This window comes from Peribacillus loiseleuriae (genome assembly GCF_001183985.1).
GTDB lineage: Bacteria > Bacillota > Bacilli > Bacillales > DSM-1321 > Peribacillus > Peribacillus loiseleuriae.
In genome coordinates, this window is sequence record NZ_LFZW01000001.1 from 2,309,644 (window position 1) to 2,334,560 (window position 24,917).

The window sequence follows — 24,917 nt, forward strand, 5'->3', positions numbered from 1 at the left end:
AAAATAATGAAAATCTCAGGAGTCCAAATATTTTGGATAATGTTCACTTTTGTTTCAGGAAATATGCTTATAACGACCATAGGTCCAGCAATTAGAGACGCGAAACAAGACGCTTGGATTTCCTATCTAATCGCCATTATTTTCGGGGTACTGATTGTCTTTGTCGCAACCAAAGTGAGCCTTTTGTATCCCAATCAAACCTTAATTGAATACAGTAAAACCATTTTAGGTAAGTGGATAGGAAACATTGTTGTGATTACATATCTTTTCCAATGGTACTCGGTGATTGGCTATAATTTAAGGCAATTTGCTGATTTCACAATCACAATGTTGCTCCCAACAACACCTTTATGGGCGTTGATCTTGACAATGCTTTTGTTAGTTATCTATGTCACTGCAGGCGGAGGAATAGAAGGAATTGGCCGATGTAGCGAAGTTTTCGGGATAATATTGGTTTTTTCAGGAGTAATAACATTCATCCTAGCTGTTCCAAATCTCGATTTTAGCAAAATCCTACCTTTATATTCAGATTCCGGATTGCGTCCGATACTTAAGGGAACTTTGTACCTTGATTCTTATTTTGGGGAGTCTGTTATGATGATGATGTTTGTTTCATTCATGGCTCAACCAAAGCAAGGACCTTCAAGAGCAATATGGGGAGTTGCTCTTTCTGGATTGGCGCTATGTGCAAGTTCAATGGTTGTACTTATGACTTTAAGCCCTGAGGTAGCAGATAAACTAAAATATCCTGTTATAGATGCGATTGGATTTATCTCCGTAATGGGGTTTATCCAAAACGTAGATCTTTTAGTCCTATTAATATGGATGCTAAGTAGTTTTATTATAAATTCATTGTATTTCTTTATGGCCAGCTACGGAACAGCTCAATGGCTTAAAATCAAAGAATGGCGAAAAACTATTTGGTTTGTGGCTGCTTTTTCATTCGTATATGCCTTGATCTTTCCAAATGTCACAATAACTGAAGTAGAATATATAAATAAGTATTGGATTCCATTTGTGTTGCCGGTCAATATTATCGGAATTCCTCTTTTATTATGGATTGTGGGAAGTATACGAAAAAAGAAACAGTAGATTCCCCTAATACATTCTTATAGATCAGATTAAAGTCTTTTTAAAAAGTCGAAGAAAGCACCTCTCACTTATGCGGGCCATGATGTGGAAGCGAGGCTTTTTAGGATCATTTTTAAATAAGAATTTTCTTTTTGAAATGAAAGCTTAAATGACATTGACCATTCTCCAATAATGGACTGTAACTACTAAGGGATTGACATAGTAATTACAAGTTCCTATTAATAAGGTGTGATCATTGGAGTTACGTTCGGGGTACAGTGGATTATTAAGGTGGATGAAAATATGTTAGGGTCCAAGGATTTTATAAAATTTTTGATAGAAGGAAAGACGTGTCTGATAGCAGAGAAATCGTTTATATGGACCCAGCCGATGGAGAATACGAAGGCACTATTTAACTAAACTATCCGAAAAAAGGATTACCTGTATACGACATTCTCTATCGAATTTAAAAGATACAAGTGGATTACGGAAATTCGATGTTCCAATTAAACAATTAATGTTTCACTTTTGAAGTATTCTAGCTGCTCCCTGTGGTTGAATGATACTAAGACGAATGAGACAATGAGGATCCTTGCCTGTATATCACTGAAAGAAGATCCAAAATAAGTATGAGCTTCGACCCCTTTTGAGTTATATCATTAAGCGTATATCAAGTTGTGCAGGAATAAAAAAGAGTATTCATTTGCTCAATTACGACGTACAGATGCGACTCACATGATCAAAAACGGTGCAACTATTGAAGTAATCCAGAGCCTACTTGGTCATGAGAACAGTGAGACCACAAAAATATATGCGCAGCTAATCGGTAAGTTGAGACACGATTTTTATAGTAAATATTTTTGAAAGCTACTTAAATTAAACTAAATCGAAATCGAGGCGCCCATATATAAATGCGCGTCTGTTTGTATTGGGCCATTTTCCATAAGAAGTGGTTGATAAACCTCCCTTTATCACTTAGCCATTAACCGCGCTTGGGTGCGTCATAAACGAATTTGTTTCAACGATGAATAAAATCCTTCATAAAAAGAAATAAAGATATTCATATGAACATGGACAGATTTAGACGATCCCTTATAGGTTATTACAACTATTATTGCATTACTGATAATACCAAAAATGTTAGCAACTTCAAAGATGAAATCGAGAACTTACTATTTAAATGGTTCAATAGAAGAAGTCAAAGGAAATCCTTTACATGGGATAAATTCAGACTATTTCTTGATAAATATCCACTACCTTCACCAAGAATTAAAGTGAATATATATGATGTAAGAAAAGAGATTAGTTACATTCTGTGAATGTTGACTTGGAGGAGCCGTGTGCATTAATAGTGCAAGCGGGGTTCTGTGAGGGGATAGAGTACAATTTACCGTAAGGTGGAAAGGCTCCCTTCTACTCGACTTGTGGAATAAGAAATGATCAAACTTTTTTATAAAAACCAAACTTAAATCTGCTGAAAAAGAATCCATTTTGATCAATCTTTTTTCAAAATGGATTCTTTTTATTTATCGTAAAATGCTGGCTTGCGAGGGTGTTTTTGATCAAACAGTATTTTAAAGCAACATAAGGTAGGCTTTTTAAAGTGTTATAGAGCAATCGATTGTTTTTTATCGATATATCGATTATAATTACCGATATAATTAGAGATGGAGGGATATGATGAAAAAGCGAAGAGGGTTTGTACAATTAGCCATCTTACATTTACTCAGAGATGATTCGATGCATGGTTATCAAATCATGAAGGAATTGGAGGATCGTTCGGATGGCCATTATTTGGCTAGTGCGGGTACAGTTTATCCTGCACTTCAAGAATTACAGAATCAGGAAATGATCGAACTTGAGTCTGAATCAGATAAAAAGGTCTATTTTATCAATAAAAATGGGAAAGATCGTTTGGAAGAGTTTGCGAAGAGAGGAAAAGGAGATTTCTGGATGGAGTGGAAAGAGTGGTCCGTGTGGCGGAATTCAGAAGAGTCCGTTCAGCTAAAGGAGGCTATTGATTTGTGGGAAGTCGAGATGCGAAAAGCAATGAAGGGGGCAAGAATGAATGCTGAAAAATCTAGAGAATTAATCGCCTTTTTAAAAGAGATAACCGAGCGTTTAAAGAAAGAAAACAGGTAGGGGAGGGGGAACTATAATGAAGTCCCTGAAGAAATTACTTCAATATGTAAAACCCTATACACTTTTCGCTGTTTTGGGGCCGTTCTTGATGTGCATTGAAGTAGCGATGGATTTGCTACAGCCGACTATCATGCAGCATATCATTGATGTGGGAATCGCTAATCAAGACAATGCTTATGTCATAAAGCTTGGGCTACTTATGTTATTGACAGCTTTTGTAGGGTTAATAGGAGGAGCTGGCAGTTCCATTTACAGTACGAAAGCGGCTGTCCATTTTGCAACAGATATTCGTCGTGATGTGTTCAGGAAGACGGAGCAATTTTCCAATCAAAATACCGATTCATTTGGTACTGGAAAATTAATAACCGTTGTGACGAATGATATTGCGGCAGTTCAGCAGGCACTCATGATGACATTGCGTGTTTTTGTACGTGGACCGTTGCTGTTTATTGGATCAGTGGTCATTGTCTGGTTTACAGCACGTGAATTGTTTCCTGTGTTAGTAGTAGCCATCCCGATTTTAATTGCTTTTATCTATTATTTTTCTGCTAAATCAGGCAAATTGTTTGCAAGAGTGCAAAAAACGATGGATCAGGTTAATACAAAACTTCAGGAAACTTTGGCAGGTATCCGCGTTATCAAAGCGTTCGATCGTCAAGATTATGAGAAGGGAAATTTCAAAACGGTAAATGATTCGTTAATGAAGCGGAATATGTCGGCCGAGCAAGTCATTCTTACGCTCATGCCTATTATGTTGTTCGTAGTGAATATTGGTGTTGTTGCGGGTCTATGGATGGGGGCGATAAAAGTGAATGAAGGCACACTTCAAGTCGGCGTCATCTTAGCTTTCATTAATTATTTGAACATTATTATGAATGGATTAATGACGAGCAGCCATGTGTTGATGCAGATTACTCGTTCCTTTACTTCAGCAGATCGGATTCACCAGGTACTTGATACGGAAATTGATATTACTGAACCTGAAAGTCTAGCTTTCCTTCCAGCAATACGCGGTGAAGTGGAATTTAGACAGGTGAATTTTAGTTATAGTAAAAATGGGGAATATGTGTTAAAAAATATTTCTTTTCAGGCTAAAGCAGGTGAGACGATTGGAATTATCGGTTCGACTGGTAGTGGGAAATCGACGCTCGTAAAATTGATTCCACGCCTATACGATCCAGATTCGGGAGCCATCCTGATCGATGGGGTCAACATAAAAGAATATCCTCTGGAAAAACTACGAACCGCGATTGGCTTTGTTCCGCAAAAAGCCACGCTGTTTTCCGGTACGATTGAGGAGAATTTACGCTTCGGCAAAGAGGAAGCAACAACGCTTGAGATGGAAAGCGTGGCTCAGTCTGCAGCTGCAAGTGAGTTTATAAATAGATTTGACGGAAAATTTGCCCATGAGCTCATGCAAGGAGCGACGAATTTGTCCGGTGGCCAAAAACAACGTCTATCGATGGCGCGTGCATTCATCCGGAAACCGAAATTTTTAATCCTAGATGACTCTACTTCGGCCATTGACGCTTTATCGGAAACAGCGGTGCAACAGGCATTAAAACAAGATTATTCAGATACAACTGTGTTCATCATCTCTGCAAAAATTTCATCGATTATGGATGCCGACCAGATTCTCGTCGTGGATGATGGAAGGATCGAAGCAAGTGGAACACATGAAGAATTACTTGCGAAAAGCCGTGTCTATTACGATATCTATATTACGCAAAGCGGGAAGGAGGTCCATTCCTATGAGTAAAACTTCCTCACAGCCTGTCCCGAATGTAATGGGTCGCGCCCGTGGACCAAGAGGGTTTTCCGGACCGGTTGTTAAAGCGAAGGATAAAAAAGGAACGGTCAAACGAATTTGGCGATATATGAAAATTCGAAAAATGGCGCTGATTACAGCGATTATTTTTGTTATCTTTTCTACACTATTAGGCTTATTAGGTCCCTATTTGATTGGAGTCATCATTGATGACTACATCATTCCAAAGGATATTGGTGGGACACTTCGGCTTTTGGTATTATTAGCTTCTGTCTATACGGCTATCTCGATATTCACTTGGTTGCAAACGTTTTTGATGGTCCGCGTATCATTACAGACGATTCGGATATTACGTCAGGATTTATTTGATAAATTTCAGATATTATCCTTGAGGTTTTTCGATAAACGTACACATGGAGATTTGATGAGCCGAGTGACGAATGATATTGAGAGCTTGAATAATGCGCTCAGTCAAAGCGTTATTCAAATTTTTTCTTCTATCTTAATGGTATCAGGTGTTACGATTGCGATGTTTTCACTTAATTGGGTGCTCGCCATTGTGACGCTGTTGATCATTCCAGTGATGATCTTTACGACTAAAAAAATCATCACATACAGCAGCAGTAATTTCATCAAAAGACAGCGAGACTTGGGAGAGTTGAACGGATTTATCGAGGAGTCCATTTCAGGAAACGAAGTGATTACACTCTTTGGGAAAGAGGAAAAGACTATTGCGAAATTCTCGGTGGTTAATGAAAGACTGCGCCATTCGGCAATGGCGGCAGATACGGTATCAGGCTTTCTTGGACCGATTAATAACTTCATTAACAATGTAGGACTAGGATTAGTGATTGGGTTTGGTGCGATTATGACGGTCCAAGGGATGACATCTGTCGGGATCATTGCGGCCTTCGTCACGTATTCCCGCCAATTCTTCCGGCCTATTAACCAACTATCCAGTCTATTGAATACGTTTCAGTCCGCGATAGCTGGCGCTGAGAGGGTGTTTGAAATCATGGATGAAACTCCAGATTTGAAGGATAAAGAGAATCCGATTGCAATCGATTCCTTTCATGGCGATGTCGAATTTTCCAATGTTCACTTTTGCTATGAGGATGAAAAGCCAATCTTGAAAAATATTAATTTTAAAGTGAGGGCAGGCGAGAAAATTGCATTGGTGGGTCCAACTGGTTCGGGTAAAACGACCATCATCAATCTGTTAATGAGGTTCTATGACATTAATTCTGGTGAAATAAAAATCGATGGTCAGGACATTAGAGATTATAAAATTAGTAAGTTGCGCAAAAAAATTGGCATTGTGCTTCAGGATACCTTTCTATTTTCCGGGACCATCATGGAAAATATCCGTTATGGACGTTTGGAAGCAACCGATGATGAAGTCATTGCTGCGGCAAAAATGGCTTCTGCTCATGGATACATCAAGCATTTACCCGGAAAATATCAAACGTCAATCACATCTGGTGGCTCCAATATAAGTCAGGGACAACGCCAATTGCTTGCGATTGCCAGGGCCATTTTAGCGGATTCAGATATATTGATTCTTGATGAAGCAACATCTAGCATTGATACCAGAACCGAAATTGAAATCCAAGAAGGGCTAAATCGCCTAACTGAGGGACGAACAAGCTTTGTAATTGCCCACCGCTTAAAAACAATTGAGAATGCCGATCGGATTTTGGTTATCCATCATGGAGAGATCATTGAATTGGGTACCCATCAGGAACTGTTGCAGAAGAAAGGCTTTTATTTCGATATGTATGATAGTCAGTTTAATATTTGAGGATATGAGCAGACTGGCAATTAAGGCTGTATCGATCCATCTTTCTTTTGGATTGTTGAAGAAGTTTACAAATGATCAAACCATTTATAAAAACCAAACTTAAATCTGCTAGATAAGAATCCATTTTGATCAATCTTTTCTCAGAATGGATTCTTTTTATTTATCATAAAATGTGGGTTTGCGAGGTATTTTTGATCAAACTTTATTTTAAAGCGACAGTTGCCTAAAAAAATGATATTTTTCTTTTTCTCTACAAACTCCGCTTTTGATAGAGTCAGAAACCGATTTTCGTTCAAACTCGGCATTAAACTAATTCATAGCTATCTAGTGTTTTCTAGTGTAACCGCCAAGTAGAAATGAACACTTTCTTACCTAAAGATGCTAAATAAGATTGAACACTCTTTTTCCAGTAGAGACGTGCGCTTTATTTGGAGAGGCGGACATGATAGCTTTTGTCGGATGAGCCAGATTTGTTGATATATCTGGCTTTTTGGCTAGTAATCCTGCCCGCAGAGGCTCCGATTAAAGTGACAAACATTCTAAACTAATTTCCAGTAATTTGTTCACTACTATTTCGTAAAAAGTGTTCAAAGTTATGGATAGATTATGGAAGAAGTCATTGTACGTTTATTTTTTATTTGAAATAATAATAACTGGACTAACTTCCATATTTGGGTAAGCGTCAAACTGTCCCCACCTACATATAGAATCAGTTCCATTTCATAATCTCCTTACGTACAAGACGGAATGGAGATTTTTTATGATTATTATGGATCAATCAAGAAAGTTGAAGAATCGGGTGGACGCTTGTAGTTCCAGTGGTTTAAGCATCCGTTAGTGTTGTTAGGTTCATCAAGTGAAATACTCCTAATTTTATTATTGGTAGAAAAGGTTCAATGGTGTAGTAAAGCAATCATTTTGCCAATGGCTGCCGGTTATCTTTTCCGATGAGAAGGAAGAGCTATCTTCTCTTCTCCATATTTGCGACGTAATGTTGGAAATCCATCATCCTTTCGACAGGTTATAAAGGTGCTAATTGAACAATGATCCATGACACGACGATTGAACAGGTTTATTTGGCGCAAAGGGCAACCGATTTACGCAAGTCTATTGATGGACTTGCAGCGATTGTAAAGGAAGAGTTCGACCTGAACCCTTTTTCATCTAGTTTGTTTGTCTTCTATAATCGCTCACGCGATAAAGTAAAGATTCTTGTCTGGGATCACAATGGATTTTGGCTTTATTACCACCGTTTGGAGAAGGGGACATTCAATTGGCCATCAGAAAAAGATAGGATTCCTTTATCCGTCACAAGGAGACAACTCAGGTGGTTATTGGATGGCCTTCCTCTTCATCAAAAACAAACGCATCGGGAGGTCAAAGCTCGCATAATTGTATATTATTGGTTGGGAAAGAAGGGATATGACGAATCTTGGAGAATATATTCCAACATGAAAAAGATGACGAAGCAAACTCCCCTTAGCCCATGAGATAATCTCCTTACATACTACATGTGGAGGTTTTTTATGAAAAAACAGTTAATAAAGAAAGAAAGCTTATATCCAAGACTTTAAGAAAGTGGATTATCAAAAGCTGCTTGGTGCTAAAAACAGAACCTACCGGTTCATCGACTCTATTACTAGCTGATAAAATTATCACCTCAAGTGGAAGATTTGATTCGACAACACCTACAGGGCGTGCGATGTTTGGTATGCTCGCTGTTTTCACTGAATATGAACATGACATCATCCAACAATGGAAAAAAAGCCGGTCTTGATGCTGCCCGCAAACAAGGACGTCTTGAAGATCGTCCAGCCATCGATGAAAAAACAAAACGCAATGTCGTTACGCTATTTCAAGTAGGAGACAGTGTAGTTGATATAGCAGAGGAATTTAGTATTGGGGTCTGCCGATATCCACCATCAAGCGTAGTTAAAATACTCCTAACAAAGACGGAGAATACTTTATGAAGTAGCTTATCACGATTTACATGGAATTTAAAAAGCGAAATTGGATACGTCCAAAGAACTGAAGACCTCTCGGTTTAGAGGGGACCAGGGGAAACCTTTGCACAGGTGATGAGGGAAAACTTGACGCAATCAATGGGCGATTGGCTGAAGAACGTGATGAAAAGCGTTATTAACTAAAGGGCAAGTATGTGTTGCAATTCTTGACTCACAGTTTTGAGAAATCCATTAGACATTCCAGCCAATAAAATTTATGATGAACATATAACAACATACATATTCACGATAATGGCAAACCTGTCGTAAGGCAGCGACGCAAAACTATAGAGCCTGAGGGCGAAAGCTCACGGTAGCCAGTTACCGAATGAAAAACGGAATAAGAACAAAAGTAGCAAATTTTATTCTTATTCCGTTTTTGGACACAGTTCGGTGTACAAACCGATCTGTGTTTTTTATTTGCAGATTTGGCCCTATGTAGATGAAACCAAGAAGGGCGAGGATAGTAATGAAAAAACTAATCCATCTATTATGTGGAATTTTTTTGATGCTCCACGTATTTCCGGGAATGGCGGTGGCGGCTGACTCGAAATACACCTATCAAAATTCTACGAATTTATCGACATGGTTATGGGATACTTCCAGAATTGTTTCTGAACCAGACACAGTTATTAATAATTTAGTGCTTCATCATGTTAACGATCTATTTCTGCAGATTGATACGACAATCGAACAACAGGTATATCGGGAGTTTATCAGCAAGGCGACTGTTAATGGAATTCGTATACATGCACTGGACGGTGCACCTGAATGGTTAACCGATCAAAAGATGCAGAATGCATTTCTGAAATGGTTGAACAGCTATCAGAAGGCTGCATTAGCGGATGAGAAATTTAAGGGAATACACTTAGATGTCGAACCCTACGAGCATGAACAGTATGAAGTGAAGCCTCATGATCTTTTGGTGCGATATCAATCGATGATGATCACAATGAGGAATCAAGCCAATACACTGAATTTAGAGTTTGGAATAGATATTCCTTTTTGGTTTTACGGTGTGATGTATAACAACAAATATGGAAAAGGAAATATGGCTGAGTGGCTCTGTAAACACGTGGAATTTATAACCATTATGGCCTACCGAGATACAGGGGCTGGAACTGACGGAATCATCGGCATTTCAGCTGCGGAAATGAAATTATTTCATAAATATAATGTTAAGGGTACCATTGCCGTAGAAACCGGACGCCTCGCAGAAGATTATAAATTTGTAACCTTCTATGAAGAGGGAAAAGATTATCTCTATGAGCAATTGAATCTTGTATATAAGCATTACAATGCTGAACCAGCATTGTACGGAATAGCAATTCATCATTACGACAGTTGGATGGCTATGTCATAAGCCTTTTTGCAGTAACCCCCGGAATGAAAGCCAGGGGTTACTATTATTTTAACGGGTCTATCATACTATTATTTAATATTGACGCATATGTAAAAATGCCTATATAATAACACTCGAACTGGAGGCTATGAACGTGAAGACTAAAATGAAGGTTTCACTCGGAATTGGGATAATATTTATCGTAGTATGTATAATAATTGGCTATCAAGTTTTCTTTTCGAATACCGATACAAATAATAGTGATAGGGCCGCTCTCCCTCAGGAAGTGGGTGTCCGCTATATAAGTAAGACTGATCAAGACTCGCTCTATGTTAAAAAAGGTGCAAAGTGGGAAAAGATGTTTATCCAAGGTGTAAACATCGGAGCTGGCAAGCCAGGTGCTTTTCCTGGAGAACTTGCGATTACGTATGATGAATACTACAGATGGTTCACTTATATATCCGATATGAATGCCAATACAATTAGGGTCTACACTACGTTGCGTCCACAATTTTACAATGCATTATTTGATTTTAACCAAGCTGCAGAAAAAGAAGGTAAAGAGCCGATTTATGTCATTCATGGAGTTTGGGTCAATGAGAATGACATTTTGAGCATTGAAGATGCATTTGGCGAAGACAGTAAAATTATGAAGGATGTCATCAAGAGCGGTCAAGATATTGTTGACATCATGCATGGGGATAGCTATCTGCCTGTTAATAAAGGGTATGCGGACGGTACTTATACAACAGATATATCACAGTATGTGATTGGATGGATATTAGGTATAGAGTGGGATCCGTCCTTTGTTGCAGGAACGAATGATAATAATGCCGATCGCAATAAATACAACGGGAAGTTTCTATATACGGTAGATGCCTCCCCATTTGAAGCTTTCCTAGCGGAAGTCGGAGATAAGATCATCGATTATGAAATGACTAAATATAATATGCAAAGACCGGTTGCCCTTTCGAATTGGGTAACGACCGACCCACTTGAGCATCCTAACGAACCGTATGTAAACGAAGATCTTGTGGAAGTGAATGTAGAACATGTGAAATGGAATAACAATTATAAACCGGGTATGTTTGTCTCGTACCATGTCTATCCATACTATCCTGATTCCTTTAGCTTTCAAACTGACTATATCACATACAAGGGCCCAGATGGAAAACTAGATCCATATTTAGCTTATCTAGAAGATCTAAAGACCGTACATTCGATGCCCATCGTCATATCAGAGTTCGGAATCCCAGCTTCAAGAGGAAAGGCGCATGAGAACAGGGTAACAGGATTTAATCAAGGCTTTATCGATGAAGAGACACAAGGTGAGATGTTGGTGCACATGATTAACGACATTCATATTGCGAATCTAGCTGGAGGAATTTCTTTTTCTTGGCAGGATGAATGGTTCAAGAGGACGTGGAATAATAGTGACCTTGATGTGATAGACTCTAGGCCGTATTGGTCGAATACACAGACGAACGAGCAGCATTTTGGTCTATTAGCCTTTGATCCTGGCAGCTCTGAAAGCATTACTAATGTTGATGGTCAGGTAAATGATTGGGCGAACGACTCACCGTTCTATGAAGATGATGACAAGAAGCTGTATGTGAATAGCGATGAGGCGTACCTTTATTTAAGAGTGGACTCTTCCAGTTATAATTTCAAGAATGACACCTTGTTAATACCGATTGACACCATAGATGAACAAGGTAACCAAAAATTCCCTGAGTATGACACAACGTTTAGCAAGAGTGCGGATTTTGTGCTTAAAATCCACGGACAAGATAACTCCCATTTACTAGTTGATGCTTATTATGATAATTATTATTTCCGCTATGCGGTTTTATCCGATCTTATTGAGAAGAATGAAGCATTCCATTCGAAAAATTCAGGTATATTCAATCCTATTAGGCTAGCGCTTAATAAGAAAATGATCGTTCCTCCAGAAAAAACAGTTATTCCATTTACCGGATATGAGACAGGATTGCTTTTATATGGGATATCCAATCCCGATCGTACGGAGTACAATTCATTAAGCGATTTTTATTACGAAGACGGGCATCTAGAAATCAGAATTCCATGGCAATTATTAAATGTGATGGACCCATCGAAGAAGGTTGTTATTGATGATATGCACGCTCGCGGTAAAATATCTCCTCTACAAGTGAACGGCTTTAATATTGGAATTGAATGGATCAAAGATGATTCTGCCAAGGGCGCTCAGGATCTAACTATGAAGGAATACAATTGGAAGCAATGGGATCAACCTACATACCATGAGAGACTGAAGAAGTCCTACTATATTGTACAACAAGGTTTTAAAGAACTATTAGATGCAAATAAGGAATGAACAGAGGATTAGACAAATGATAAAAAAAAGAGTTAATTTTCGTTATTGGGTTTTGTTATTTCTATTCATTGTTCTAGTGATACCCTTTGGTTGGTGGTACCTTACACCAAGCAAGGATCTCGATATCGTTGTGCTCAATAAGACGTTTCCTGTCGAGAAGAATGCATCTGGAGAAATGATTAAGCTGGATTACAGTAAACAGCGTGGTTTGTACTGGTTAATGGGTTACCTTGGGATCAAAAATCCGGAGACGAACAAATCCTATAATGTTAGTAAAGATTATTATGGTAATTTTCTTGTTGGAGGGGAATTTGTTAACAAACCGCTTCAAAAGCTAACCAATGTGCCAGATGTAATCTTCTTGTCAGATATGTATGGAACCGGTAAATCGAAAATCAATGGCGAAGAACCCGAGGGTGTATCCGGCTTAACGAAAGATGAAATTGGTCTTATTTCAACGTATTATGCGAAAGGAACGGCTGTTATTGGCGAATATAACATCGCTGGAGATCCGACAAAGAAAACCGTATCGAAGGAATTAGAAGAGATTTTCGGTGTGAATTTTACGGGGGTAGCGGGCAAGTTCTTCTCGGACTTGTCTTCTAGCGCTGATGTTCCCAATTGGATTCGAGACATCTATGAACAACAATATGGAAAAAAATGGAAATTAAAAGGCGGCGGAATTGTAATCGCAGGAAATAATAGAATTGTTGTGCTGCAACGAGATATTGGTTTTACAGGAAAATCAATTCAGATAGCTATGACAGAGGATAACGTCAACCATTATGGTACAGAAACAGTTGATTATTACAATTGGTTTGAAATTGTTAAGCCATCCGAAGAAGCAACTGTTCTTGCCTGGTTTAACTTGAATCTTACAGAAGAGGGGAAAAATCAGTTAATGCCGTTTGGTCTTGATGATCAATTTCCTGCCATTATTGCGAATCAATCAACATATCAACATTCTTATTACCTGGCTGGAGATTTCACGGATTATAGAGGGCCTGATAAGATTAAACAATTTTTTGGGGCTGCAACATTATATAAGTATTTTAGTGTGAATAGCGAGGGCGATTTATCCTATTTCTACTGGCATTTCTACGTACCTTTTATGTCCAAGCTGTTAAAGGAGATAGAGCCATTAGACCAGGATATCTTCAAGGCTGTTAATGAGGTAGCTGATGACGGTTCTCGGCTTGTGTCTAAGATTGTCGATAAACAGTTTGCTGTATATCAGAACGGTGTTTGGAAGCCCTTGTATATTAATGGTGTCAATATAGGATCAACAGTTCCTGGGGATGCTGATGGCACTTTACCTAATGACCCAGCCTTTTATACGGACTGGTTTGAACAAATTGCTAACATGAATGCAAATACGATTAGAGTCTACACAAGAATGCCTTCCGTTTTTTATCGTGCGCTGGATACTTACAATTATAATCATCCCGATCAATTGCTTTATTTATTACAGAATATATCGGTGGATCATGAGCCGGTGTCGGGGAATTATCTGGATGAAGCGTATCAATCAGCCTTCGAACAAGAAGTAGAAAATACGGTTAATGCCATTCATGGAAACGCGGATATAAAAAAAGCAGATGGAAAGGGTTCCGACCTTTATGCTAATGACGTATCGAGTTACTTACTTGGATATTTGGTTGACCCAGAATTAAGTATGGACAATGTGGCTCTAACTGATGCAGGCAATTCAACGTATCAATTCAATGGTGAATATGTATCTGCTACAGTTGAGGCAACACCAACTGAAGCATGGCTAGCATCGATTATTAATAAAACCTATCAATACGAACAAACAAACTACAGCATGCAACACCCATCATCGATTGTCAGCATTCCCGAACTGGAAACCTTATATAAGGAGAAGTACAATCCTATTGGACAACTAAACAACATATCGCTTGATATTACTAATCACATGGTTATCACGAACAAGGTTACAAGTGGGTTCTTCGGAGCGTATGACATCTTTCCAGATCAACCAGGCTTAATGAATGGCGAAACGAATGAAGCCCATCCTTCTTTCACTGGATATAAGGAATATCTGAACAATTTGGTGACATCCCAGAGGAAATATCCGGTTCTGATCAGCGAGTTTGGTCTTTCGACAAGCGGGAGTACGACGGAAAATCAGCAAGGCGAAGGACTTGTATCTTTAATTAAGATAATTAGAGATAGCGGAGCGATGGGAGGGCTTGTATATGAATGGGCTGATGAATGGGGACAAAGCAGTGAATTCACATCTTCTTTAATGATTCCCTATAAGCATGGGATCTTGTGGCATAATACCGTTGACCCTGCACAAAATTATGGCATCGTGGCTTTGGATTCTCCAATTCCTACAGACTATACAATGAATCTTCGCGGTTCAGACTTACTGAGTATGTTATCTTTTACTACAGATGAATCGTACTTCTATATCAAAGCTGTAATGAATGACTTACCAGATTTTAATAAGCAAAAAATCATGATCTATCTGGATACGATAGACAGAAAAAATGGCGAATACATGTTAGCACCAGATGTGAATGAAAACTGGTCTGGCGTTGAGTTCAATATTAACATTAAAAGTCAGGACAAGGCTGATTTATTGGTTATACCTAATTACAATGCAAGTCGGGGATCGTATTATACTTCCATTTCCGCCACGGGGGTATTCGAAAGAATGACGAGGCAGTTGACACCTGAATACGTAACGAAGTCTGGTGTAAAGATTGCTGCCACAATTGAGGATGGATCGACATTAATCCCAGGCCGTTTCAAGAATAGCGATAGTCATTTTTACTTCGATGGTAACACGTTGAATGTAAGAATCCCTTGGGCAAGGCTGAACTTTACCGATCCATCACGCTTGCTTGTATTGAATGATGAGAAGAATAAAGATTTACTCGTGAATAAGAAAGATACCCTTTCAGTGAGAATGACCGATGGTATCGTTACATCCTTTGTTGTTATGAATAAAGTAACCAATCGGGTTGATTATCAGTTCCCAGAAAGCGTCACTTCATCGGGCTACAGAACGTTTACGTGGAACACCTGGGATGTGCCTCAAGTCGTATCACGCAACAAGACGAGTTATGACAAGATTAAAGAAGCTTTTGAGCATGACAATATGGATAATAACGAGGGAGCACAATGACCAATCAAGCGTATACCTTACTTTGGATTTCCGGCGGTCTAATTTTGATCTTCTTTATAGCCATTTTGGTTACTTGGTCATATGGCCATTTCAGCATGTTAATTTTCCGAAAAATAAACAGGAAGTTGGAAGGTATGCTCTCCTCCTTCTTCCATGCAGAAATAGAGGAGGAGAAGCAACAAGTCATTCGAAAGCTAAATCAATATATGAAGCACAGTAGTTTAAGAAAGGATCTTTTGATTAATTGCATCATTCAAAAGGGTGAAGCCTTTATTGAAGATCATCATAAGCAATTAATGAATCTGTACGAAGCCACGGGAATTAAGACATTCTTAATCAAGCGGCTTTCGTCAAAAAGAGATTACATCAGAGCTTTAGCTTGTCGACAGCTGGGGGATTTAAGGCTATATTCTACGGAATCCTATATTTGCAATCTGATCAGCAGCAAAAATAATAATGTTACCTATAATGTTTTACTTGCTCTAGCAAAACTGGGGGATTTAAATAATCTAGCTCAGCTTCTAACTTCTAACTCTAACAATATTCATTTTTCCTTTAGAGCAGTTATTGAAGTTATAGCAGAGTTTAAGGGGCCAAAAGAGTCTAAAGAAGCTTTATTAAAAAAAACCATTGAATCTAGTGATGATTATATGAAAGGGGTTATAATTAAAGCCGCAGCTGATGGTCAATATGAAGGGTTGAGCGATTACTATGTAAAATATTTAAGCAGTAATAATATAAACTTAAAAATCGCATGCATTCGAGCGTTAAGTGAACTGAATAATTCCGACTATGAACAATTTGTGATTGACATGCTCGAATCTGAAGAGTGGGAAGTTAGAGCGGCGGCCGCTAAAGGCCTTGGGGCAGTTGGAACGAGTCATAGCTTCGAACCACTCGGAAAGATGACAAGTGATAAGGAATGGTGGGTAAGACATAATGCTGCCAATGCGCTTATCTCTATTCCAGGAGGCAATGGGTATGCACAGCATATTCTTAATGGCGAAGATCAATATGCTCGTGAAGCTATTATGGCTGTAATAGGAATGCCAGATTAATAGGAACTTCCAGGAAAGTTGGTTGGCATCATGTATTTTTTTATGAACTTTATCCTTTATTTTAGCGGGTTTTGCATGATTTACACGATTGCGATTAATCTGTTTTACAATGGTCAGATGCTGCTTGCTGTCTCTGATCTATTCGGATATTTTAAGAGAATGAAATCCTCTGATTACCAGAGATATGTAGATTCTAAGAATATGATTCCAATCTCCATCATTGTACCTGCCTATAACGAAGAAAAAACCATCGTGGACAATATCAAGTCTTTGCTTGCGCTAAATTACTATGAATATGAAATTATTATTGTGAACGACGGCTCTAAAGATTCAACGAGAGACAAAATTATCGAAGAGTTCGAATTAATCAAAGTAAATCAGCCAATCAAGGTCAGCATACAGACGAATGAAGTTTTAGGTGTTTATCGTAATCCTAAATATGAACGATTAATATTTATCGATAAATTAAATGGGGGCAAAGCAGATGCACTAAATGCCGGTATTAACCTATCAACGTATCCTATATTTGCAAGCATAGATGCTGACTCCGCACTAGAGAATGATGCACTGATTAAGTTAACGATGATGTTTGTTGAACATCCTGAAACAATTGCAGTTGGTGGGATTGTAAGAGTATCGAATGATTCAGTCATTCAAGATGGCAAATTAGTCGAGATGAATATTCCCAAAAGTAAGGTTGCTTTGTTTCAAATTGTGGAATACTTGAGAGCGTTTCTAACTGGGCGTACAAGCTTAAGTAAACTGAACTCTATTCTTATTATTTCAGGGGCTTTTGGGGCTTTTAATAAAAGTGTAGTGATTGAGTGCGGCGGATATAAGGTAAATACGATCGGTGAAGATATGGATATTATTATGAAACTTCACAAAAAAATGAGGGATGAGAAGAGAAAGTATAAGATTAAGTTCCTAGCAGATCCCATCTGTTGGACCCAGGTTCCTGAATCCCTCAAGGATCTGAGAGTACAGCGCAGAAGGTGGCAAATCGGATTGTTTGACAGCCTGTTAAATTATAAATCGATGATTTTTAACCCGAAATATGGTACCGTTGGAATGATAGTTCTGCCTTATTACTGGTTGTTTGAGTTGGTCGGTCCGGTCGTTGAATTTTTGGGTTATGTGTTCATACCGCTAGCCTATTTGTTCGGATTACTAGAATTTAATAGTTTTCTTATTTATTTTATAATTGCATTTTTGCTGGGTACTACGTTATCGATGGGCAGTATTTTACTGGAGCAAATCTCTTTCCGTAAATACACAACATTCCGGAAAACGATGCGATTAGTATTATTTGCTTTTATTGAGAATTTAGGCTATCGGCAGCTTACTGTTCTTTTCCGAGTTGAAGGTATTTTCAAGATCAGGAGTGGGAGGCATTCCTGGGGAACGATTAAAAGAAAAGAATTTGCAGCAAGTGAAAATCATACTAACTAACGTCAACTAGTGGATCTGTATTTTACAAATCTGAATGGCATACCTGACCAATTGCTCGCTTGGGGCAGTGTACTAAAAACATGGCTTAATCATCATATAAATCAAGATTAAAGATTGCGAACAATTAATCTAAACAAAATAAACATATACTTGAATATGGCACATCATTTTTAAACATTGACCCTTCTACGATCCATGCAGAGGGTCTTTTTGTTGTCCGGCTAAAACGAGTGATTATTAGGTAGAGTAGGTGGTGTTAACAAAAAAATAAAGTTGTGTACCAAGAAAATCGAAATTCAAAAATAAAGATACGTACTTCATTATAATAAACAAGCTCTAGTTGATACGATAATCACATTCCTCTGTATATCTTATTGCTTTAAATCAGGTCTTATCCTTCTTAATTTTGTTATTGGAAAGCTTGGATAATTATCTTGTAGTTCTAACCATTGTTTTAGTCTATCTTGATAGATTGTCAAATCATAAGGGGAATGTTTTTTTGATTATAATTTGCTTTATCGACTTCTGCAATTGTTCACCTCTCCACGAAAAAGAGACTCCCATCAGATTAGCTTGCCTTTTTACTGTATTTGGGTCACATTGTAATTGTCTAGCAATTCCTCTCAAGGTACCTCCATTATGTATTAATAGTAATAACTTATGTCTCCAAATATCACCAAATTCATTTATCCTTCCAATCTTAAAACGGTCTTCTTCACTAATATCAGGATCTTGTTGGCATTTAATAATCTTAGTCACGATTGATTGATCATCCAACTCCTTATCTGTTGGGGTATCTTGGCGTTTTAGCCATTTGTAATAACCACTTTTTGAAACACCGGCTATCTTACATAACGTGATGATAGTAAATTGATCCGTAAGCTCATGAATTATTTTGTATTTTAACGATTTTTCTTTTCCTGTATCATCCCCCTTTTCGCAGCTAAGAGCTTTTTTAAAAAGGCATTCTCTGCTTCTAATCGAGTCATTTTTTCTGTATCACTTTCATCGTCTTTGTTAGCTCTACCTTTAAGTGGGTTACGAGATGTTCCTCTCTTTTCCTCTACCCCTTGAATTCCTTCTCTTTTATAGTGAGCTATCCATCTTTGGACAGTTGTAAATCCAATCCCTAACTCTTTGGAAATGGATCTAATCCCCATATCTTCGTTTTCGTATAAATGAATCGCTTTTAGCTTAATCTCTTTTGTATAGGTTGTTCTAATTTCCCCCATGAAAAAATCCCCTCCATAGAAGACAATATAATCCTTTCTTTTTACTGTCCACTATAAGGGAATAATAACAAACTGAAGATCCTTTTTCATTGCCCATAATTGATAATATGTGAAATCAGAAATATACTTTTCTTATTCCAGAATATCAGTTGATAGAAAATATAAGGATTAGTGGTTGAATATAAAGAAGAACTCGGCATAGAAAAGCTCCCATTATGGTCTTTGATAGAAAAGGGATGGTATTTAAAACAGCCTCCATAAAGCAATTGGAATTATGGTCAGAAGAAAAACATTAGAATCTGTTTAAATTAATTCAATCCTTATTGAGTTAATGGGGTTCCTTTCTGCAATGAGGTATTTAAAGCGATCTTCAGCAATCGGGCGCGATTGTGTAATAACACTTAGATTTAAAAGACTTTATTGTTATGTGATTAAATGCAGTGAATATTTTACATTTGAAAATAACCAACTTTATTTTAACCCCGTCCTAAAATCAGAACGGGGTTATGCGTGTTTGTGGTTTTAGAATTAAATAATTTTATTGTTCCTTTACAAAAGGGACTAGCATTTGTATAACATTTACACTCACAACCTGAATTTAATGCGAAAAAAGTATTGCTATATAATGAATTTATTAATCGATTGTTGATGAATGTTATAGATTAACAAAAAGTACCGTTATTTACAATTATCAAAAATTAAAATCGGTTAATATGAGATTTAAATCGATGGCATCCAAAATAATACACTGATAATGGTACTTTATTAAATTCACGGGTGCATTAGACGAGAGTAATTTAGGATATAAATCGAAAAAGTTTGGAGGTGTCTAATGTTATCGAGAGAACAATAATAACAAATTTTAACAAGGTTCGAACATGAAGATTTGTGAATTTCAGAATACAATAAAAAGCAATATGCGTCTATATGGACCATCTATCGTAACATAAAACCATTAAATAGAATTTGTTGGACTAATATAAAAGGAGAAGAGATATGGAAGCATTAAAACTGAATGAAGTACCTGAAAAACATAAAGAAAAGGAAAGTAAAAGTACCAAGACTTCTATTTATCGAATCGTTTGGAGATGGCACTTTTATGCAGGACTTATATTTTCCCCATTTTTAATCATTTTGGCTTTTAGTGGTGCTGTATATTTATTCAAGCCACAAATAGAATCCTTTCTATATCAGGACCTCTACTATGTGAAGGAGAGTCATTCTTCTACGATATCTCCTTCAGAACAGATAAGTCGAGTAACAGAAAAGTATCCTGAAGGGATAGTGAATTCGTATAAAACGTATGATGACCCATTACGGACATCAGAAATAAGTATTTCTAATGATGGACAATCACTTTCGGTGTTTGTAAATCCATATACAGGTTCAATAAATGGATCACTAAATTCAGAAAAGAAATTTACCGAGATATTTAAAAAGCTGCATAGCGAATTAATAATCGGCGGGACATTCGCCAACCGCTTGGTGGAACTTGCTGCATGTTGGTGTGTGATCTTGCTGATAACGGGTTTATATATATGGTGGCCTCGTAATAAGGCATCTATTTGGGGGACTATTCTACCTAGATTCAACAAGAAAGGCCGGATATTCTGGAGAGATATGCACGCTGTTCCTGCCTTTTGGTTATCGATATTTGTTTTGGTTTTAATAGCGACAGGGCTTCCATGGTCAGGAGTAATGGGTGAACAAATAAACCGTTTCGCTACCGCTACTAATACGGGAACTCCTCCTTTTGCTTATAGTTGGGATGCAAAACCAGAGTCTATCATTAGAACGAGAGATGTTGCACAAGATGGACCATGGGCAACTGAAAATTTAGTAGTGCCTTCATCTAAAACAAGTAGTTATTCGACTATCTCGCTAGAAGATGTTTCTTATGTAGCTGGAAATAACAAGGTGGCAAAGCCTTATACCATATCTATGCCACAGTCTGAAAAAGGCGTCTATACGATTACAACTTCCCATACAAAGCCAGGAGATAATGCTACATTAAACATTGATCAATACAGTGGAGCTGTATTAACAGATGTTCGCTTTAATGATTATGGAATTACCGCAAAGGCAATAACAGTCGGCATTGCATTACATGAAGGAAGATTATTTGGACTAGCCAATCAAATCATCGGTCTCATTGTCTGTATGGGATTGATCGGGGTGGTCATTAGTTCATATATCATGTGGAAAAAACGTAAACCTTCTGGTAAATTAGGTGCTCCTTCTAAAGCTCATGATAAGAAACTAACTAGAACTGTATTTTTTATCATGCTTGCATTAGGAATAGTCATGCCGTTAGTTGGGATTTCTATCATTTTGGTGTTTTTATTAGATCGTTTTGTTATACCTAGATTTAAGCCGTTAAGAGGATGGGTGAATTAATACAAAACCAAAACTATGAAGGATCGATCATGAAGCAGGCTACACTCGCCTCATCACAATGGTGGCGGTGCGGAGCCGTTTGTATATCTACTATGTAGATTGGCTATATGAGTAAGTCGCGAAGCCCGTCCCCATGACCTTCATACAAGAAGAGAGGGGATCAAGTACCATGAGAAAATGTTTTTTCATATTATTAGCATTTATACTTGTTTGTATCATGAGTGGATGTAAGACAACTAGCAGTACGTCTCAAGAAAAAATGCAAGTGATTGAAGCTGACATCCTATTACCTGATGTTGTTTTGCTGAATCAAGAATATATATTCAAAGTTCATGTAACGCAGGGATCAAGCAATGTAGATGATGCAAAAGATGTTCAATTTGAAATTTGGAATGCTACGAACACTCAAGATAGTGAAATGCTTCAAGCGGAGTTTACAGGTAATGGAACATATACTGTTTCTAAACGGTTTAGTAAAGATGGAGTCTATTATGTTCAAACTCATGTCACTGCTCGAGGACTTCATGTCATGCCTAAAAAACAATTGATGGTTGGGGACGTCTCAGAAGAGGAAATAAATGCTCTAAGAGAAGAGCCTATTAAGAAAAGCAATCATCAGGGGCATCATCATTGAACGATGGACTTAGATAGAGAGATGTATGACAACACCGGTTTATTTTCCCCTCAAATTGTCGGTTATCCAGTTACATTGGCAGAGGAAATTTCTGCCTTTTTCTTGCGGGAGATAAGATTCATCCTTGATATCAATAGAAAAGAAGTCTTTCAAATACTTTTTAGAAATGCCCTATGTGAACAAATCTCGACTATTTGTGTATTTATGCGCGTTCATTTTGTTAAATACTTACCAAGTTCACCAATTTTTCACATGTTTTATTATGTATCTACTTGTTTTATCTTCTAAACTTAAATATTCTTAAAATACATGTTCAAAAAGGAGCCGAGAAGTACTGAGAGCGATCGTCTTAAACCTTTTGCGTGAGAATCGGACTTTTTGAACAACCTCTAAAAGGGAATCTAGATGGAGAGCGAGGACACTAAAACAATGAAAATAATGAATTACATAATGTTTCTCCTCGTTTTATCATTATTCATGCCAGCTGTATCTGAAGCAGAAGGCACTTTACAATCTAAAATCGACGAGGCCAAAAAGGGTGTCACGATTGAAATTGAAGAGGGGGAGTATGAGGAGACATTGGTAATCTCAAAGCCAATAATCTTGAAAGGAAAGGGTGAAGTCCTTCTGCGCTCTTGTCAAGCGGAGCCGGTAGTTACCGTTAGCGGTGAGTCAGTTACTTTACAAAATATTAAAGTGGAACACTGTGGAGATGAAAAAGAAGATACCGCCATTTATGTTACTGGTACTAATCATAAACTGGAGGGTCTTGCTATTCGGACGAAGCGTTTCGGTATTAGACTTGATCATGCAAATGGCGTGACGATCCAAGATACAGAGATTGTTGGAATGAAGCAGGGCAATGGGATTGATTTATGGGAATCCAATCAGAATACGTTTGGAAATCTTAAAATTACCAATGTTACGGACGGAATTTATTTAGAGAAAAGCAATGGAAATACTATACATAGAAATGATATCCAAAGATCCCGTTACGGTCTGCATCTCATGTTTTCAAATGAAAATGTGCTTGATGAAAATGTATCTAAAGCAAATATAACAGGGACAATGCTGATGGAATCAAAGCGGACAGTCGTTCGTCATAATAAATTTTTGTCTAATAACAAAAGTGTGAATGCACAAGGATTGCTCATTTATATGTCTACTGACACTGAAGTGACTAGAAATGAGTTTATCTCCAATCGTGTAGGCATTTTTATTGAAGAGGCTGAAAATAACCGAATAGATTCCAATAAAATCATGGACAATTTTATCGGAGTACAGTTTAAAAAATCGAATGAAAATCATGTGATACGCAATACATTCGTTGGAAATGTCAATGATGCACAGGCAATAGAAAGTGCAAATAATCAAGTGAATGGGAACTATTGGGATGCAGCAAGCAAAGTTGATGCTAATGGAGATGGCGAGAGTGAAATTGTCTATAGAGCTGATCCGTATTTTCTTACTTTGACGAACGCAGTTCCAGAATATCAGCTATTTTTCCAAGCACCAGGACTGATTCTATTACAAAATATACTGAAAAGCCCGGCTGATCAGTTACTTACTGATTCAGCTCCTCTGATGAACATGACGATGGAAGTCGAAAAAGAAAAATCAACGAGTTTTAGTTTATGGTTCATGAGTGTAGGTATGATCTTAGCAAGTACTAGTCTATTTATATTTGGGAGGAAAAGAAGATGAAGAAAAAACGATTTAGTTTTATTGTATGGGCAGGATTAATCATGATTCTTGCAGCGTGTGGCAATGATAAAGCACAACCCGTTGCTATTAATGAAGCAACAGACACTTGTGAAACATGTAATATGGCTGTTATTGACAACCAACATGCTACCCAGATTATTTTGGAAAACGGAAAATCTATGGTTTTTGATGATTTAGGTTGTATGTACGAATGGATAACTAAACATGAAAATGAAAAAATTGATGCTGAATTTGTCCGTGATTATCATGATAAAGAGTGGATTTTAGTAGACGATGCAACGTATGTATATAATCAATCGTTAAAAACGCCAATGGCTTATCATGTCATATCATTTAAAGATAAAGCTACAGCAGAAGATTTTGCTGCGAAAAATGAAGGCAGTGAGATCATGACTGCTAAAAATTTAGCGGATCATGATTGGAAGTCAAATCATGACAAAGAGGACCATTCACATACCCATGATGAAAATGATGGTCATAGCCATTCTCATTAAATAATAGAGGGCCGGCTCCGTTTTCGGGCGGTCCCTTTTGTATGAGGATATGGGGCGGGGCTGCGCGACTTATTAATATAGCCAATCTTTTTATTAAGTATACTAATTTTACCTTAGAAAGCAGCTAAAATTCCGGCTTCGCACCGCCACCATTATGATCAGGTGAGTGTAGCGTACTACTTGATTAATCCTTCATGGTAAATGGTGGCGTAATAACGCCATATTCGTTTTGTATGAAGGACATGGGCAAGATATTTATGGAGAAGAAATTTTGAAAAGAGGAAT

The 24,917-nt window shown here is 37.7% G+C and carries 19 protein-coding genes and 1 riboswitch; of the genes, 16 read left to right on the forward strand and 3 right to left on the reverse strand.

Going from position 1 to position 24,917, the window contains the following annotated elements; translation table 11 throughout:
- Positions 1 to 6 precede the first annotated feature (6 nt).
- The 5 genes from AC625_RS10795 to AC625_RS10810 all read left to right on the forward strand — a co-directional run bounded on the left by AC625_RS10795 (position 7) and on the right by AC625_RS10810 (position 6,782).
- The gene (locus AC625_RS10795; RefSeq protein ID WP_082191040.1) at positions 7 to 1,092 is read left to right on the forward strand and encodes a GerAB/ArcD/ProY family transporter; all 1,086 of its coding nucleotides are present in this window, start codon (positions 7 to 9) and stop codon (positions 1,090 to 1,092) included.
- 714 nt (positions 1,093 to 1,806) lie between these two features.
- Positions 1,807 to 1,935 carry a tyrosine-type recombinase/integrase gene (locus AC625_RS27725; protein ID WP_245645094.1) on the forward strand — a complete coding sequence of 43 codons (129 nt, stop codon included), beginning with the start codon at positions 1,807 to 1,809 and terminating at the stop codon, positions 1,933 to 1,935.
- A gap of 816 nt (positions 1,936 to 2,751) precedes the next feature.
- Positions 2,752 to 3,213, forward strand: a complete 462-nt coding sequence (locus AC625_RS10800; protein ID WP_049681300.1) for a PadR family transcriptional regulator — start codon at positions 2,752 to 2,754, stop codon at positions 3,211 to 3,213.
- 16 nt (positions 3,214 to 3,229) lie between these two features.
- The gene (locus tag AC625_RS10805; protein WP_049681301.1) at positions 3,230 to 4,972 is read left to right on the forward strand and encodes an ABC transporter ATP-binding protein; all 1,743 of its coding nucleotides are present in this window, start codon (positions 3,230 to 3,232) and stop codon (positions 4,970 to 4,972) included.
- Positions 4,973 to 5,000: 28 nt separating this feature from the next.
- Positions 5,001 to 6,782, forward strand: a complete 1,782-nt coding sequence (locus AC625_RS10810; protein WP_049683684.1) for an ABC transporter ATP-binding protein — start codon at positions 5,001 to 5,003, stop codon at positions 6,780 to 6,782.
- 593 nt (positions 6,783 to 7,375) lie between these two features.
- Here the strand turns inward: AC625_RS10810 and AC625_RS28180 are convergent.
- Entirely contained in the window at positions 7,376 to 7,501 is a 126-nt protein-coding gene (locus AC625_RS28180; protein ID WP_281177225.1) for a hypothetical protein, read from the reverse strand.
- A 324-nt stretch (positions 7,502 to 7,825) separates the two neighbouring features.
- Here AC625_RS28180 and tnpB point away from each other — a divergent pair, with 324 nt between their 5' ends.
- The 7 genes from tnpB (at position 7,826) to AC625_RS10845 (ending at position 18,150) form a co-directional block, all read left to right on the forward strand.
- Positions 7,826 to 8,272 (forward strand): IS66 family insertion sequence element accessory protein TnpB, encoded by a 447-nt coding sequence (tnpB, locus tag AC625_RS10815; protein WP_082191042.1) that lies wholly within the window; start codon positions 7,826 to 7,828, stop codon positions 8,270 to 8,272.
- A gap of 249 nt (positions 8,273 to 8,521) precedes the next feature.
- Positions 8,522 to 8,752 (forward strand): hypothetical protein, encoded by a 231-nt coding sequence (locus tag AC625_RS10820; protein ID WP_156187503.1) that lies wholly within the window; start codon positions 8,522 to 8,524, stop codon positions 8,750 to 8,752.
- Positions 8,753 to 9,029: 277 nt separating this feature from the next.
- A riboswitch (cyclic di-GMP riboswitch) is annotated at positions 9,030 to 9,114 on the forward strand.
- Positions 9,115 to 9,254: 140 nt separating this feature from the next.
- Positions 9,255 to 10,148 carry a hypothetical protein gene (locus AC625_RS10825; protein WP_049681302.1) on the forward strand — a complete coding sequence of 298 codons (894 nt, stop codon included), beginning with the start codon at positions 9,255 to 9,257 and terminating at the stop codon, positions 10,146 to 10,148.
- Between the two features lie 127 nt (positions 10,149 to 10,275).
- Positions 10,276 to 12,483 carry a hypothetical protein gene (locus AC625_RS10830; protein WP_049681303.1) on the forward strand — a complete coding sequence of 736 codons (2,208 nt, stop codon included), beginning with the start codon at positions 10,276 to 10,278 and terminating at the stop codon, positions 12,481 to 12,483.
- A 16-nt stretch (positions 12,484 to 12,499) separates the two neighbouring features.
- Positions 12,500 to 15,640 (forward strand): hypothetical protein, encoded by a 3,141-nt coding sequence (locus AC625_RS10835; protein WP_049681304.1) that lies wholly within the window; start codon positions 12,500 to 12,502, stop codon positions 15,638 to 15,640.
- Positions 15,637 to 16,698, forward strand: a complete 1,062-nt coding sequence (locus tag AC625_RS10840; RefSeq protein WP_049681305.1) for a HEAT repeat domain-containing protein — start codon at positions 15,637 to 15,639, stop codon at positions 16,696 to 16,698. The genes AC625_RS10835 and AC625_RS10840 overlap by 4 nt, the downstream gene beginning before the upstream one ends.
- Before the next feature lie 75 nt (positions 16,699 to 16,773).
- Positions 16,774 to 18,150, forward strand: coding sequence for a glycosyltransferase family 2 protein (locus AC625_RS10845; RefSeq protein WP_245644982.1), 1,377 nt, complete (start codon positions 16,774 to 16,776; stop codon positions 18,148 to 18,150).
- Between the two features lie 480 nt (positions 18,151 to 18,630).
- On the opposite strand, the gene AC625_RS28545 is transcribed toward AC625_RS10845, so the two are convergent.
- Complete coding sequence (locus AC625_RS28545) at positions 18,631 to 18,909, reverse strand: TnsD family Tn7-like transposition protein (RefSeq protein WP_049681306.1); 279 nt, start codon at positions 18,907 to 18,909, stop codon at positions 18,631 to 18,633.
- Between the two features lie 143 nt (positions 18,910 to 19,052).
- Positions 19,053 to 19,382 carry a helix-turn-helix domain-containing protein gene (locus tag AC625_RS10855; protein ID WP_049681307.1) on the reverse strand — a complete coding sequence of 110 codons (330 nt, stop codon included), beginning with the start codon at positions 19,380 to 19,382 and terminating at the stop codon, positions 19,053 to 19,055.
- Between the two features lie 996 nt (positions 19,383 to 20,378).
- Between AC625_RS10855 and AC625_RS10860 the strand changes: the two genes are divergently transcribed.
- The 4 genes from AC625_RS10860 (at position 20,379) to AC625_RS10875 (ending at position 24,632) form a co-directional block, all read left to right on the forward strand.
- Positions 20,379 to 21,779, forward strand: a complete 1,401-nt coding sequence (locus tag AC625_RS10860) for a PepSY-associated TM helix domain-containing protein (protein WP_082191044.1) — start codon at positions 20,379 to 20,381, stop codon at positions 21,777 to 21,779.
- A 169-nt stretch (positions 21,780 to 21,948) separates the two neighbouring features.
- A complete protein-coding gene (locus tag AC625_RS10865; protein ID WP_049681308.1) occupies positions 21,949 to 22,413 on the forward strand; it encodes a FixH family protein in 465 nt (154 codons plus the stop codon).
- A 429-nt stretch (positions 22,414 to 22,842) separates the two neighbouring features.
- Entirely contained in the window at positions 22,843 to 24,117 is a 1,275-nt protein-coding gene (locus AC625_RS10870; protein ID WP_053178189.1) for a right-handed parallel beta-helix repeat-containing protein, read from the forward strand.
- Positions 24,114 to 24,632, forward strand: a complete 519-nt coding sequence (locus AC625_RS10875; protein WP_049681309.1) for a nitrous oxide reductase accessory protein NosL — start codon at positions 24,114 to 24,116, stop codon at positions 24,630 to 24,632. The genes AC625_RS10870 and AC625_RS10875 overlap by 4 nt, the downstream gene beginning before the upstream one ends.
- Positions 24,633 to 24,917: the final 285 nt, after the last annotated feature.